Here is a 13,006-nt window from a genome sequence, read left to right as displayed (position 1 = left end):
ACATCAACGGGTGGTGATCAGACCGTTGTGCAGAAGTGATCGTTGACGTGGCACCCTTGGATCACGGCACACTAGCCAGAACCGACGGTGTGACCTCGGTCCCCCCGGGGCACATCGGGAAGGCTGCAACGGTGCAGGGTGTTGCACGATGAGTGAGCAGTAGCCGAGGAACATGTTCATCGGTGACGAACAGAGGAGGAAGGCGATGACCCCGACCCTCACGCCGCCGGCGGGAAGCCTGGCCGGTCTAGCAGCCGATGAACGGTGCGACCGCTGCAATGCAGCCGGGAAGCTCCGTTTGACCCTGGCAGGCGGTGGCGATCTTGTGTTCTGCGGCCACCACGCCAACCGTTACGCCGAAGACCTGGTGAAGATCGCCGTGCACTACGCGGCCGATCCGGAATTCACCTGGCGAGGCGCCGGCATGATGTCGAACACGACCAACTAGCAGCAAGCAGCGGTCCCCCCAAGAGACCACGAGAAGGGCGCCTCCAGCCAGGAGGCGCCCTTTCTGTCTGCTCGGCCTTCTAAGGCGCCTGAGAGGCCCGCTGAGCCCCTCGAAGCCTCAGAGTGTCTGGATGGTCGCGATCCGCTCTTCCAGCTGCTCGATGGTCGCCTGAGCGCTCGGCGGGCCGCCGCACAGCCGGCGCAGCTCGGCGTGGATCTTGCCGTGCGGCAGGTTGGTCCGGTGGTGGTGCGCCGCCACCAGCGTGTTCAGCTGGCGGCGCAGGCTGTTGCGCCGCTCCCCCGCGCTCATCGGCGCGACCGGCTCCCGCGGCTCCGGCACGGCCGGCTGCGGCTGGGCCGCCTGCTGCCGCTTCTGCGCGGCCAGCTGCTCGGCCTGCCGCTTGTTCAGCAGATCCGTCACCTGATCGGGGGTGAGCAGGCCGGGCAGGCCGAGGTAGTCGAGCTCCTCCGCCGTGCCGGTCCGGGCGCCGGTGCCGAACGAGGTGCCGTCGTAGATCACCTGGTCCAGCTCGGCCGTGGCGGAGAGCGCCTCGAACTGCTTCTCCAGGTCGCCGAGGGCGTCCTCGGACTTCTGCGCCCGCTCGATCAGCTCGTCGTCGAGGCCGTCCTTTTCCTTCGGCGCGCCGAGGACGTGGTTGCGCTGCTCCTCCATCTCGCTGGCGAGCCCGAGCAGGTGCGGCACGCTGGGCAGGAAGACCGTCGCGGTCTCGCCCTCCATCCGCGAACGCACGAACCGGCCGATCGCCTGGGCGAAGTAGAGCGGGGTGGAGGCGCTGGTGGCGTAGACGCCGACGGCCAGGCGCGGGATGTCGACGCCCTCGGACACCATCCGGACCGCGACCATCCAGCGCTGCTCGGAGGCGGCGAAACTGGCGATCCGGCCGGAGGCGCCCTCGTCGTCGGAGAGGACCACGGTGGCCGGCTCGCCGGTGAGGTCGTGGATGAGCTTCGCGTACGCCCGGGCGGACTGCTGGTCGCTCGCGATGATCAGGCCACCGGCGTCCGGCATGCCGTGCTCGCGCAGCTTGGTGAGCCGCGCGTCGGCGGCCCGCAGCACCTGCGGCATCCAGTCGCCGCGGTGGTCCAGGGCGGTACGCCAGGCCTGCGCGATGAGGTCCTTCGTCATCGGCTCGCCGAGCCGGGCCGCCAGCTCGTCGCCGGCGTTGGTGCGCCAGCGGGTCTCGCCGGAGTACGCCATGAACAGCACCGGCCGGACGACCCGGTCCTTCAGCGCGTCGCCGTACCCGTAGACCGAGTCGGCCTTGGAGCGCTGGATGCCGTCCGGGCCCCGCTCGTAGGTCACGAACGGGATCGGGTTCTCGTCGGACCGGAACGGCGTACCGGTGAGCAGCAGACGCCGCACGGCCGGCTCGAACGCGTCCTTGACCCCGTCGCCCCAGCTGCGCGAGTCGCCGGCGTGGTGGATCTCGTCGAGGATCACGAAGGTGCGCCGGGTCAGGGTGCGCCGCTTGTGCACCTGCGGCGCCATGCCGACCTGGGCGTAGGTGAGGACCGCCCCGTGGAAGTCGCGGGACGAGTGGATGTCCGAGTTGCGGAACTTGGGGTCGAGCTGGATGCCGACCCGGGCCGCCGCGAGCGACCACTGGGTCTTCAGGTGCTCGGTCGGGCAGACCACGGTGACCGCGTCGCAGGTGCCGTCGGCGAGCATCTCGGCGGCGATCCGCAGCGCGAACGTGGTCTTGCCGGCGCCGGGCGTCGCCACGGCCATGAAGTCCTCGGAACGCCGGCGCAGGTACGTCACCATCGCCTTGCGCTGCCAGGCTCGCAGCGGCGGGAAGGTCTCCAGGTTCGGCAGAGGCGGGCTCAAGCTGCGACGATCCCTTCGCTCACGGAAAAACCTCCGCGGTCGGTGGGCGCGGAGGCGGCATCCAGCATAGCCGCGGAGGGTTGCCCGACGGGTGTCGGAACACTGCGACCAAGGGCTCAAAAACGGGGTACGGCGACCGGCGCGGACCACTTGCGGTAGAGCGCGAGGAGGCGTACCCCGGTCATCGAGGCGGCCGCGCCGACCAGCGGGAGCAGGCCGGTGAAGCCCAGCCCGTGCATGACCGTGACCACGACCGCGCCGCCCAGCGCGACCACCGCGTAGATCTCGCTCCGGAGCACCACCGGGATCTCCCCGGTGAGCAGGTCACGGGCCACGCCGCCGCCGATCGCGGTGAGCATGCCGAGCAGGCAGGCGCCGACCGGCGGGACGCCGGCGGCGAGCGCCTTGAGAGTGCCGGTCGCGGTGAAGAGGCCCAGACCGGCGGCGTCGAGGAGCAACACTGTCCGGCGGATCCGATTCAGCGCGGGGTGGAGCCAGAAGGCGAGCATCGAGGCCACCACCGCGGTGACCGCGTAGCGCCAGTCGGCGAACGCCAGCGGCGGGACGGCTCCGATGGCCAGGTCCCGCAGGATGCCGCCACCCAGCGCGGCAGCGAAGCCGACGAACGCGACCCCGAACAGGTCGAGCCGTTTGGCGACGCCGGCCGAGGCGCCGGAGGCGGCGAACACCGCCACACCGATCAGGTCCGCGACGAGCAGGCCGTATCCGCTCGTCACGCCTCGATCAGACCTTCATGGATTCGTAGATCTCCTTGCACTGCGGGCAGACCGGCGAGCCCGGCTTCGGCGACTTGGTCACCGGGAAGGTCTCGCCGCAGAGAGCCACGACGTGCGTGCCCATGACCGCGCTCTCGGCGATCTTCTCCTTGCGCACGTAGTGGAACATCTCCGGACCGGTGTCGGCGTCCTTGGTCTCCGGACGCTCCAGGATCTGGGTGCTCACGGTTATCTGCCCCTCGGGTTTCTGCTGCGACGAATTCGCACGACCTAGCCAGCAAGTCTGACACCTCGCGGCGGGTCGGTCCAACGACAAGGCGAAGCCCGGGCGTCGTACCGTGATCATGTGACTGACTTCGAGATTCAACTCGGCGAGCACGTGCTCCGCGCCCATCAGGACGGCAAACCCGTGGTGGCGCTGGAGAGCACGATCATCTCGCACGGCCTCCCGCACCCGGACAACCTGCGGGTGGCCCGGGAGATCGAGCAGACGGTCCGGGACAACGGCGCGGTGCCGGCCACCATCGGCATGATCGGCGGGCAGATCGTCGTCGGGCTCGACGACGCGCAGATCGAGCACCTCGCGCTCGCGAAGGACGTCGCCAAGCTCTCGGTCCGGGATCTGCCGATCGCGGCGGCCCGGCGTGCCGACGGCGCCACCACGGTCGCCGCCACGAGCGCGATCGCCGAGGCGGCCGGGATCCGGGTCTTCGCGACCGGCGGTCTCGGCGGCGTGCACCGCGAGGCGAACATCACGTTCGACGAGTCGGCCGACCTCACCGAGCTGGCCCGCACGCCGATCGTGGTGGTCTGCGCCGGCGTGAAGTCGATCCTCGACGTCGGCGCCACCCTGGAGCGCCTGGAGACGCTCGGCGTGTCGGTGGCCGGCTACCGGACGCGCCGGTTCCCGGGCTTCTTCATCACCGACGGCGGCTTCGACATCGACTGGCAGCTCGACTCGCCGGAGCAGGTCGCGGACTTCATCGCGGCCCGCGAGGACCAGGGGGTGAGCGCCGGCGCCCTGGTGCTGGCGAACCCGCTGCCGACCGGTGAGCAGCTCGACCCGGACCTGCACGACCGGACCCTGGCGAGCGGCCTGGCCCTGCTCACCGAGCAGAACGTCACCGGCAAGGCGGTCACCCCGTTCCTGCTGTCGCACTTCCACTCCAGCACCGAGGGGAAGAGCCTCGAGGTCAACATCCGGATCATCCTGCGCAACGCGGCGCTCGCCGCGCAGATCGCGGTCGCCTCGAACAGCGCCTCGGCGAGCCCGGTCGGCTTCAGCGCGCCGTGATCATCGTCGTCGGGGATCTGGTCACCGACGTCCTGGTCGAGCACGACGGGCCCCTGGAGACCGGTTCGGACACCGGCGCGTCGATCCGCGTCGGTGGTGGAGGCCAGGCCGCGAATACCGCGGCCTGGCTGGCCCATATCGGTCATCCGGTCACCCTGGTCTCGTCGGTCGGCGATGATGCCGCGGGCCGGGACCGGGTGGCCGAGCTGGAGTGGGCGGGCGTCCGCAGCGCCGTGCAGACCTGTCCGGGAACGGCCACCGGCAGCGTCGTGGTGCTCACCAGCGCGGGCGAGCGGACCATGATCACCGACCGGGGCGCGTCGCTGCTGCTCGACCCGGGGCACGTCACCGCGGTGATCGAGAACGCTCCGGAGGGCGCGCACGTGCACCTGTCCGGCTACCCCCTGCTGCATGCCGGGTCGCGCGCGGCCGGTCTGGCGGCCCTGGCGGCCGCCGACCGGCGGGGACTTCCGGTGAGCGTCGACGCGGCCTCCGCGGCCCCGTTGCGCTCGGCGGGTGCTTCCGCCTTCCTGCATTGGGTACGCGGGACCGCCCTGCTGCTGTGCAACGCCGACGAGGCGGACGTCCTGGCTCCAGGAGGCACGGCTGCCGTCCAGGCGCGGGCGCTCACGGCGCACGTGGCGAACGCCGTGGTGAAGCGGGGCGCGGCCGGCGCCGTGTGGGGCGCGCGGGACGGGTCGCTCGTCGAGGGACGGGCTCCGGCCGTACGCATGAAGGATCCGACCGGGGCCGGGGACGCCTTCGCCGCAGGTCTGCTCGCGGCCTGGTGTTCCGGCGCGTCGCCGCAGGCCGCGCTCGACGCCGGAGCCGCGCTCGGCGCCCGCGCGGTCAGCGTGCTGGGCGCCCGTCCCTGAGGTCGCTCTCCTCGACGATCTCGGAGTCGATGGTGACCGGCTCCCGCGGTGGCTGCTGCTCCTCGGCGGCGGCCTGGATGAGGGCCCGCCGCACGTCTTCCCGCGCCGCCGCGTCGGCCGCCCGCTCGGCCTTGGTCTTGGGTGGGCGGTCGTTCGCGATCAGCACGGCGGCCCAGGGCAGGAAGACCATGCCCGCCGCGCAGAGGACCAGCCAGAGGCCCAGCAGCGGGACGCGGAGACTGATCAGAACACCGCCCAGGATCAGGCAGAGAGCCCGGATCGTCATCATCGTGACGTAACGGATCTCCCGGCTGCGGAGCTGGTCGGCCTGGCTGCGAGCGGCATCGGTGATCAACACCGGTTGCTTTTTCACGCGAGGACTCCGATCGACTCCGCCATCCTCCCACCGCCCGGGCCTCCGGGGCCAACCGGCGGGAAATCAGGAGGCCTTCGCCGCTTTCGCCTCGGCCTTGGCCGCCTTCTTGTTCACCCGGACCTTGCCGAGCGACTCCTCGTCGACGATGTCCGCGACCGACTTGAAGGCGTCCTCGTCGCCGTAGGCGCCGGCCGCCTCGCGCCACCCGGCCGGCCGCACGCCGCACTGCTTGCCCAGCAGCGCCACGAAGATCTGCGCCTTCTGCTTGCCGAACCCGGGCAGCGCGAAGATCCGCTGGTAGAGCTCGGCGCCGGTCTCGGCGCCGGCCCAGAGGTTTGCCGCCTCGCCGTCGTAGCGGTCGGCCAGGACCCGGCAGACCTCCTGGACCCGGGCGGCCATCGCCTTCGGGAACCGGTGCAGCGCCGGCGGCTCACTGAAGATCGCCAGCAGGGCCTCGGGGTCGAACTCGGCCAGCTCGGTGGCGGTGGGCTCGTGGCCGAGGCGCTGGGCCAGCACCCAGGGCGAGGTGAACGCCTTCTCCATGGTGATCTGCTGGTCGAGGATGAGACCGATCAGCACCGCGAGCGGGTCACGGTCGAGGAGGGCGTTCGCCTCGGGGTCGATGGGCAGCGAGAATGACATGCGCCCATCCTCCCCTGTTCAGCTCTCCTCCGGGGCCGCGGCCTCGATGCGGCGGGCTGCCTCGTCGGCCAGATCCTGCACGATCCTCAGCTGGCCGGCGTCGAAGTCGCGCGGGCGCACGTCCAGGCCGCAGACGCTGCCGAGGACGTGGCCCCGGGAGGAGATCACCGGGGCGCCGATGTAGGACCGGACGCCCTCGACGGTGACGAGCGGGTTGTCCTGGTAGTCCGGGTCGGTGGTGAAGTCGTTGACGTACCGCGCGGCGGGCCGGCGCAGCAGCGGGGCGCAGAAGGCCCACTCCATCGGGGTGCCGCCGACCTCGCCGACCCAGGCCGGGACGGGTCCGCGGCCGGCCAGGAAGACCTGGGCGTCGCTGAGCAGGCCGGTGACCATGGCGAACGGCATGTCCATCCGGACCGCGACCTGTTCGACCAGCTCGGCGAGGTAGTCCCGGGAGAGCTCCCGGTCGACGCCGAGACGGGCCACCTCGCGAAGCCGGGCACGATCACGGGTCTCCGGGAAGTCCGCCACCATCACGAGGGGACCGTCCGGGCCAGCGCCTCGTACGTGATGATCCGGACCTTGAGCGAGCGCCCGGCCACCCGGCTCAGCTCCCCGACCTCCATGACGTGCTCGGCGACCCGGCGCAGATCGGCGGGGGTGGTCACCGGCCGGCTCATGCCGAGCGCCTGCACGGCGAGACCCCAGAGTCCCTCGGCCATCTGCGGGCCGACCAGGTCCGCCAGCGCACGGACGGCGTCCTGCTCGGTCGGCTGATCGTGGCCGTAGTTCTCGATGCGAGCCATCGCCGGGCACCTCTCGCGGTCTCGTGGTCCTCAGAACAATTCGATGATCGGCTCAGCGGCGGCGTGCGCGTCCTGGCCCGTCTGCTGGGCGTGCGTCTGCCGCTGGCGCGACATCACGTGCTTGGCCTGGAGATCCGCCACCTTGATCACCCGAGAGCGCACGTCCTCCTCGGTGAGATCACCTCGCACGTAGGCGGCGACGTCCTCCGCCTGCCGGCGGACGTCGCCGACCGCCTCAGCCACATGCTCCAACATCTGACGGCTGATGTCCTGGAACTGGACATGCCCGACCGCTCCGGTGGTCTCCGAGATCAGCGCGTCCGAGCTGCGCTGCACCTGGTGTGCCGCGTTCACGGTGTCCTTCAGGATGCCGCCGACCATCTCCGACATCTCCCGCTGGGCGTTCGCGATGCCGCCGAGCCGGCGGGTCATCGCCGTCTCCTCGTTCTGCTGCGGGATCTCCCCGCCCCTGTCGAACTGGCTGTCGTCGGAGAGCACCGAGTCCAGCTTCGCGGTGAGGTCGGCGATGCTGCTGCCGATGCCGTGTGCCGCCTCCGAGGAGCGGTGCGCCAGCTTGCGCACCTCGTCAGCAACCACCGAGAAGCCCTCGCCGGCGTCGCCGGCCCGGACCGCCTCGATCATCGCGTTCAGCGCCAGGATGTTGGTGGCCCGGCTCACCTCCTCGATCTGCGTGACGTGCTTGTTCAGCTCACGCATCTGGTCCACCAGGTTGCGGATCTGGTGATCCCGGTGCAGGAAGTACGCGATCAGGCGCCCGACCAGCTGGTCGTTGGACGCGCTGACCTGGCTCAGCTCGCTCTCGGTCCGGCTCAGGGTGCCGGCGAGCTGCGAGACGTCACCGGCCATCACCTCCGCGAGGGAGTCGACCTTGATGAGCTGGTTGACGATCGCCTCCGCGGCCTCCCCGGTCTGCTCGATGACGTCGCGCACGTGGCCGTCGACCACCTCGCAGAACTCGGGGATCGGCGTCACCGCCTCGGCCACGACGTCCCCGCTCACACGCCGGCCCTCGGGCGCCTCCGGGACCGGCGTCAACCGGCGGAGAAGACTCGCCATGCGGATACCTCCGTCGCGAAAAGGCGCTCAGGCCCCGGGCAGAACCTGCTTGATCACACCGAGCAGCTGATCCGGCCCGACCGGCTTGACCAGCCAGCCGGTGGCGCCCGCGTTCTTCGCCTCGGTCCGCTTCGACTGCTCCGACTCGGTGGTCAGCATGAGGATCGGGGTGAACCGCATGCCGGGCGCCTTGCGGGCCTCGCGAGCGAAGGTGATCCCGTCCATCTGCGGCATGTTGACGTCGCTGATGATCAGGTTGGGCTTCACCCCCTTGCTGAGCTTGTCGAGGGCCTCCTTGCCGTGGCCGGCGGTCTCGACGGTGTACCCGGCCTTGGTGAGGATCGACTTGAGGCTCATGAGCATGGTGGCGGAGTCGTCGACGAGCATCACGGTGGTCATGGATCGTTCCCCTTGTGGCTGGCGTTTCCGCTGCCCCCGTTGAGCAGCGGTAGCACCCGCGCCGCCAGGAAGGCGTCGGTCGGTGCCGCAGATATCTTCGGTTTGAAAAGCAGCAGGGCTTGGAGCGCGCCGGTGTGCAGATGGTTGCACCGGCGCAGGCTCACCCGGGGTTTCTTGGCGGCCCGCAGCCACCCGGCGAGCTGCTCGACCTCGTCGACCGTCACCACGCCCACGAGCGTGGCGCTGTCGTCATGCAACTCGAGCGGCAAGACCGAGCACCTCCTTCATGTTGAGCACCAGCAGCACCAGGCCGTCGCCGAGCAGTGCGGTGCCGGAGAACTCGTCGGCGTACGCGAGCAGGCCCTCCATCGGTTTGAGGATCACGTCGACCTCCCGGTGGAACTGCTCCACCAGCAGGCCGACCCGCTGACCGTTCACGCTGACCACGAGGATCCGGCGGTCCTCGGCCGGGTCGCCGGTCCACGGCATGTCCAGCGCCCGGGCCAGGTCCAGCACCGGGACCACCTCGCCGCGCATGACGACCACGTCCTGGTGCAGGACGCGGCCCATCTCGGCGGCCGGCACCCGGACCGTCTCGACGACGAGGTCGACCGGGATGCCGAACCGCTGACCGGCCACGCTGACCACCATCACCTGGGTGACGGCCATCGACAGCGGCAGCCGGAGCCGGGTCACGGTGCCCTGCCCGAGCTTGGAGCGCATCGTCACGGACCCGCCCAGCTTCTCCACGCTGGCGCGTACCGCGTCCATGCCGACTCCCCGCCCGGAGAGATCCGAAACCTGGTCGGCCGTGGAGAATCCGGGGCGGAAGACCAGGTCGACCGCCTCGGTGTCGCTCAGCGACTCCAGCTCCTCCTCGGTGATCAGGCCCTTCTCGTACGCCTTGCGCTTGACCCGCACCGGGTCGACGCCGCGCCCGTCGTCGGAGACCTCGACGATCACGGCGTCGCCGTCGGCCACCGCCGCGAGGGTCAGCTTCGCGGCCGGCGGCTTGCCGGCCGCGACCCGCTCGCCGGGCGGCTCGATGCCGTGGTCCAGGCTGTTGCGCACCAGGTGCACGAGCGGGTCGCCGAGCGCCTCGATGACGTCCTTGTCGGCCATCGTGTCCTCGCCCTCGGTGACCAGCTCGATGGTCTTCTCGAGCCGCCGGCTCAGGTCGCGGACCAGCCGGGGGAAGCGCCCGAACGCCACCGAGAGCGGCAGCATCCGGACGTCCATGACGGCCGACTGGAGCTCCTCGGCGATCCGGTGCAGGCCGGCGTACTGGTCCTTGATCCGGCGGCTGAGCACCCGGCTGCCGAACTCCTCCTCGGCCGAGTCGGCCAGGAAGGTGAGCCCGTTCTTCGCGACGTTCAGCTCGCCGACCAGCTCCATGAGCCGGTCCACCTTCTCCTGGTCGACCTTGAGGACCTTGGTGCCGACCTGGCCGCCCGGGTCGTCCGCCCGGCCGGTCGGCTCGGGTGGCGCCGCCACGGCGGCGGGTGCGGGAGTGATCGGGCTCCCGGCCGCCGGCAGGGCGCCCACCGGGGCGGGCGCGGCCTCGGCGAGGAGCCGGGCCACTGCCGCGCCGACGGCTTCGCGGCCGGCATCGGCCAGATCCTCGGGTACGCCGAGAGCCCGCGCCGCCGCCGACACGGATCGCGCCACCGACCGCAGGTGCGCCCCCTCGGCCGGAGCGAGCTCGAGGATCCGCTCCGCGGCGTGCAGCACCGCCCGGGCGTCCGCGGCCAGCTCGGAGTCGACCACCTCGGTGACCGCGACGACGACCCGCTCCTCGGTCTTCAGCGGCGGCTCGCCGCTCAGGTGCCGGGTGATCGCGCCGGCGTCCAGCTCGACGATCTGCACCTGGTCCGGGACGTACCGGAAGAGGTACTCCAGCTCGCCGACCGCGGCCCGGGTGGCGACCACGAACGAGAGCAGGCAGACGTACTCGTCGTACTCCTCGGGGATGGGCCACTGCTCCGGCTGCACGACGCCGAGCTTGTCCAGGCCGGGCACCTGGCGGATCAGGTGGATCGGGTCCTCGGCCCGGAAGAAGCAGTCCGAGTCCGGGGTGTACCGGACGAACCGCATCGTCGACGCGGTGGTCTCCAGCCAGGCCGCGGTCTCGGTGAGCCATTCGGCGTCGAACCAGGCCATCCACTCCGGCGCCGCGTCGATCACGGTGACCCCGGCCGCGACGGTGGCCTGGGTGTGCGCCACCGGCTCGCCGCCGAGCGGCGCCCGCAGCTTGGTGATCAGCCCGGCCGCGTCGTTGCCGGCGCTGGACGGGAGCCGCTCGTGCGTGGTGACGTGCGCGAGCCAGCCGCGGATCAGGTCGAACGCGGCGAGCAGGTCGTCGGTCATGCCCGAGTCGAGGCCGAGCCGGCCGCCGCGGACCGCGTCCAGCAGGTCCTCGGCCGCGTGGGTGAGCCGGGTCAGCTCGGGGAAGTCGAAGAGGCCGGACGAGCCCTTGAAGGTGTGCGCGGCCCGGAACACCTCGTTGACCAGCTCCGGGTCACCGGGGTCGCGCTCCAGCTGGAGCAGGCCTTCGTCGACCGAGGCGAGCAGGTCGTTCGACTCGGCGAGGAACTGTGCGAGCAGCGGATTCATGCCGGTGCACCCCTCCCGGCCGTGAGCATCGAGGCGATCCGGATCAGCCGTTCGCCGCCGACCGGTTTGACCAGGTAGAGATTCGCGCCGGCGGCGTAGGCCCGGTCGGCGTCGCCGGGCCGGTCCTCGGTGCTGATCATCACGACCGGCGCGTCGGTGCCGACCGTGTCCGAGCGCAGCGCCTCGACGCAGGTGTAGCCGTTCATCTTCGGCATGTTCACGTCGACCAGGAACAGGTCGTACGGCACGGCGGTCGCCACCTCGACGGCCTCCAGCCCGTTCGCCGACTCGTCGACCTGGAACCCCGCCTCGGTGAGCAGGCTGCTGTGGTAAAGCCGCACCGTGGCGGCGTCGTCGACGACGAGCACCCGGGGTGGTGCCTCGGTATCGGTCATCACTTCGCTCCGATGGGTCGCTGGTAGACGATGCCCTCAGCCAGGCGGGACGGCGTGAAGATCGGTGAGATCCGGCTCATCGACTCGGAGTGCCCGAGGAAGAGGTAGCCGCCGGGACGCATGGCGCCGTACAGGTTCTCGGCGGCCCGGCGGCTGGAGAGCTCGTCGAAGTAGATGAGCACGTTGCGGCAGAACACCACGTCGAAGTCGCGGAAGGAGCGCATCGCGAGGGTGTCGCAGATGTTCACCCGGTGCAGCGTCACGGCGCTGCGGATGCCCTCGTCGACCTGGTAGCGGCCGGAGCCGACGGGCGTGAAGTACTTGTTCAGCCAGGGCTTCGGCACCCGCTGCACCGAGCGTTCGCCGTAACTCGCGTGCGCCGCCTTGGCGAGCACCTCGCTGTCGATGTCGGCGCCGTGGATCTCGACGTCCACGTGGTCGATCTGGTCCCACTCCTCGAGCAGGCGAAGGGCGATCGAGTACGGCTCCTCGCCGGTCGAGCAGGGCAACGAGAGGATCTTGACGGGCCCGACGATCCGGCTCACGCCGCCCCGGTCGCGCAGCACGTTCGGCAGCACCGTGCTGAGCATCGCGTCGAACTGATAGTCCTCGCGCAGGAAGTACGTCTCGTTGACGGTGAGCTGGTTGATCAGGTCCTGGAGCATCCCGGACTTCTCGTTCACCCGCAGCGCGGCGAACCAGCCGCTGAACGAGTCGTACGGCGACTCCCGGATGCAGGTCTCGATCCGCTTGTCGACGAAGTACCGCTTCGAGGCCGCGAAGTGGATGCCGGTCCGTTTGTAGAAGTACTCGACGAAGCGGGCGAAGTCGGCGTCGGAGAGCCCGGCTCCGGTGGCGGGCGCGCCGGCCATCACGCCGTCCCGGAGAGGCGGGGCAGCGCCGCCTGCACGGTGAAGCGGAGGAACGGATCGTCCGGGAACCGGTGCACGGCCTCCTCCAGCAGTTCCGCGTGGTCGGCGGTGGCCACCGGCAGCAGGGCGTCGATCGCGGCCGTCACGACGTTCGGGTGCGGGTCGTCGCGGATCATCTCGGTCAGCCAGACCGCGGTGTCCGGGTGGGTCAGGTCGGCCAGCACCATCGCGGTCAGCACCCGCACATCGTGGTCGGGCGCCGCGATCAGGTCGGGCAGCAGGGCCGGCATCGACTGCGGCATCCGGGCCAGCGCCTCCACGACGGCCGTGCGCAGCGCCGCGTCGTCGCTGGCCAGATGGACGGCCAGGGCGCCCGCGACGGTGTCCGTGTCGTACGCCGACACGGTCGTGAGCACGGCGTCCCGCACGTTGGCGTCGGTCTCCACGGTCACCCGGGCCAGCAGGTCCGGGATCGCCTCCTCGACGCCGTCCAGCGCCAGCGCCGCCTCCCGCCGGCAGTCCGGGTCGGGGTCGTCGAGCTGTGCCCGCAGCGCATCCGCCGAGGGCCGCTCCGGCGTCATCTCCTCGGGTTGTTCCGAAGCCTTCTTGCGGACGAGTCCCATC

Annotated in this window: 17 protein-coding genes; 3 read left to right on the top strand and 14 right to left on the bottom strand. The window is 70.9% G+C overall.

Features of this window, described 5'->3' with window-relative positions; genetic code table 11:
* Window positions 1-205: 205 nt before the first annotated feature.
* Complete coding sequence (locus tag AB0G10_RS04185) at window positions 206-448, top strand: hypothetical protein (protein WP_360917955.1); 243 nt, start codon at window positions 206-208, stop codon at window positions 446-448.
* Window positions 449-565: 117 nt separating this feature from the next.
* Here AB0G10_RS04185 and AB0G10_RS04180 read toward each other — a convergent pair whose 3' ends face one another.
* The 3 genes from AB0G10_RS04180 to AB0G10_RS04170 all read right to left on the bottom strand — a co-directional run bounded on the left by AB0G10_RS04180 (window position 566) and on the right by AB0G10_RS04170 (window position 3,265).
* A complete protein-coding gene (locus tag AB0G10_RS04180; RefSeq protein ID WP_360916176.1) occupies window positions 566-2,296 on the bottom strand; it encodes a DEAD/DEAH box helicase in 1,731 nt (576 codons plus the stop codon).
* Window positions 2,297-2,412: 116 nt separating this feature from the next.
* Entirely contained in the window at window positions 2,413-3,033 is a 621-nt protein-coding gene (locus AB0G10_RS04175) for a TRIC cation channel family protein (RefSeq protein ID WP_360916172.1), read from the bottom strand.
* A gap of 7 nt (window positions 3,034-3,040) precedes the next feature.
* Window positions 3,041-3,265 (bottom strand): DUF3039 domain-containing protein, encoded by a 225-nt coding sequence (locus AB0G10_RS04170; protein ID WP_360917954.1) that lies wholly within the window; start codon window positions 3,263-3,265, stop codon window positions 3,041-3,043.
* A 114-nt stretch (window positions 3,266-3,379) separates the two neighbouring features.
* Here AB0G10_RS04170 and AB0G10_RS04165 point away from each other — a divergent pair, with 114 nt between their 5' ends.
* Complete coding sequence (locus AB0G10_RS04165) at window positions 3,380-4,327, top strand: pseudouridine-5'-phosphate glycosidase (protein WP_360916169.1); 948 nt, start codon at window positions 3,380-3,382, stop codon at window positions 4,325-4,327.
* Window positions 4,324-5,202: a PfkB family carbohydrate kinase gene (locus tag AB0G10_RS04160; protein WP_360916166.1), complete on the top strand. Its 879-nt coding sequence runs from the start codon at window positions 4,324-4,326 to the stop codon at window positions 5,200-5,202. The genes AB0G10_RS04165 and AB0G10_RS04160 overlap by 4 nt, the downstream gene beginning before the upstream one ends.
* Here the strand turns inward: AB0G10_RS04160 and AB0G10_RS04155 are convergent.
* The 11 genes from AB0G10_RS04155 to AB0G10_RS04105 form a co-directional block, all read right to left on the bottom strand.
* On the bottom strand, window positions 5,177-5,575 hold the full coding sequence (locus AB0G10_RS04155) for a DUF3099 domain-containing protein (protein WP_360916163.1): 399 nt from the start codon (window positions 5,573-5,575) through the stop codon (window positions 5,177-5,179). The genes AB0G10_RS04160 and AB0G10_RS04155 overlap by 26 nt on opposite strands.
* 66 nt (window positions 5,576-5,641) lie before the next feature.
* Window positions 5,642-6,220: an HhH-GPD-type base excision DNA repair protein gene (locus AB0G10_RS04150; RefSeq protein ID WP_360916160.1), complete on the bottom strand. Its 579-nt coding sequence runs from the start codon at window positions 6,218-6,220 to the stop codon at window positions 5,642-5,644.
* 18 nt (window positions 6,221-6,238) lie between these two features.
* Complete coding sequence (locus AB0G10_RS04145) at window positions 6,239-6,754, bottom strand: GAF domain-containing protein (protein ID WP_360917953.1); 516 nt, start codon at window positions 6,752-6,754, stop codon at window positions 6,239-6,241.
* The gene (locus AB0G10_RS04140; protein WP_360916157.1) at window positions 6,754-7,026 is read right to left on the bottom strand and encodes a hypothetical protein; all 273 of its coding nucleotides are present in this window, start codon (window positions 7,024-7,026) and stop codon (window positions 6,754-6,756) included. The genes AB0G10_RS04145 and AB0G10_RS04140 overlap by 1 nt, the downstream gene beginning before the upstream one ends.
* Window positions 7,027-7,056: 30 nt before the next feature.
* On the bottom strand, window positions 7,057-8,103 hold the full coding sequence (locus tag AB0G10_RS04135) for a methyl-accepting chemotaxis protein (RefSeq protein WP_360916154.1): 1,047 nt from the start codon (window positions 8,101-8,103) through the stop codon (window positions 7,057-7,059).
* 27 nt (window positions 8,104-8,130) lie between these two features.
* On the bottom strand, window positions 8,131-8,502 hold the full coding sequence (locus tag AB0G10_RS04130) for a response regulator (protein ID WP_127542938.1): 372 nt from the start codon (window positions 8,500-8,502) through the stop codon (window positions 8,131-8,133).
* Window positions 8,499-8,771 (bottom strand): hypothetical protein, encoded by a 273-nt coding sequence (locus AB0G10_RS04125; RefSeq protein ID WP_360916150.1) that lies wholly within the window; start codon window positions 8,769-8,771, stop codon window positions 8,499-8,501. The genes AB0G10_RS04130 and AB0G10_RS04125 overlap by 4 nt, the downstream gene beginning before the upstream one ends.
* Entirely contained in the window at window positions 8,752-11,115 is a 2,364-nt protein-coding gene (locus AB0G10_RS04120) for a chemotaxis protein CheA (protein ID WP_360916147.1), read from the bottom strand. Before AB0G10_RS04120 ends, AB0G10_RS04125 begins: the two co-directional genes overlap by 20 nt.
* Window positions 11,112-11,510: a response regulator gene (locus tag AB0G10_RS04115; protein ID WP_360916144.1), complete on the bottom strand. Its 399-nt coding sequence runs from the start codon at window positions 11,508-11,510 to the stop codon at window positions 11,112-11,114. Before AB0G10_RS04115 ends, AB0G10_RS04120 begins: the two co-directional genes overlap by 4 nt.
* A complete protein-coding gene (locus AB0G10_RS04110) occupies window positions 11,510-12,382 on the bottom strand; it encodes a protein-glutamate O-methyltransferase CheR (RefSeq protein WP_360916142.1) in 873 nt (290 codons plus the stop codon). The genes AB0G10_RS04115 and AB0G10_RS04110 overlap by 1 nt, the downstream gene beginning before the upstream one ends.
* Window positions 12,382-13,005 (bottom strand): HEAT repeat domain-containing protein, encoded by a 624-nt coding sequence (locus tag AB0G10_RS04105; protein WP_360916139.1) that lies wholly within the window; start codon window positions 13,003-13,005, stop codon window positions 12,382-12,384. Before AB0G10_RS04105 ends, AB0G10_RS04110 begins: the two co-directional genes overlap by 1 nt.
* Window position 13,006 lies beyond the last annotated feature (1 nt).

Source organism: Actinoplanes sp. NPDC023714 (genome assembly GCF_040639855.1).
Classification (GTDB): domain Bacteria; phylum Actinomycetota; class Actinomycetes; order Mycobacteriales; family Micromonosporaceae; genus Actinoplanes.
Note: the sequence above shows the minus strand (reverse complement) of the source record. Positions and strands in the feature narration are given on the sequence as shown.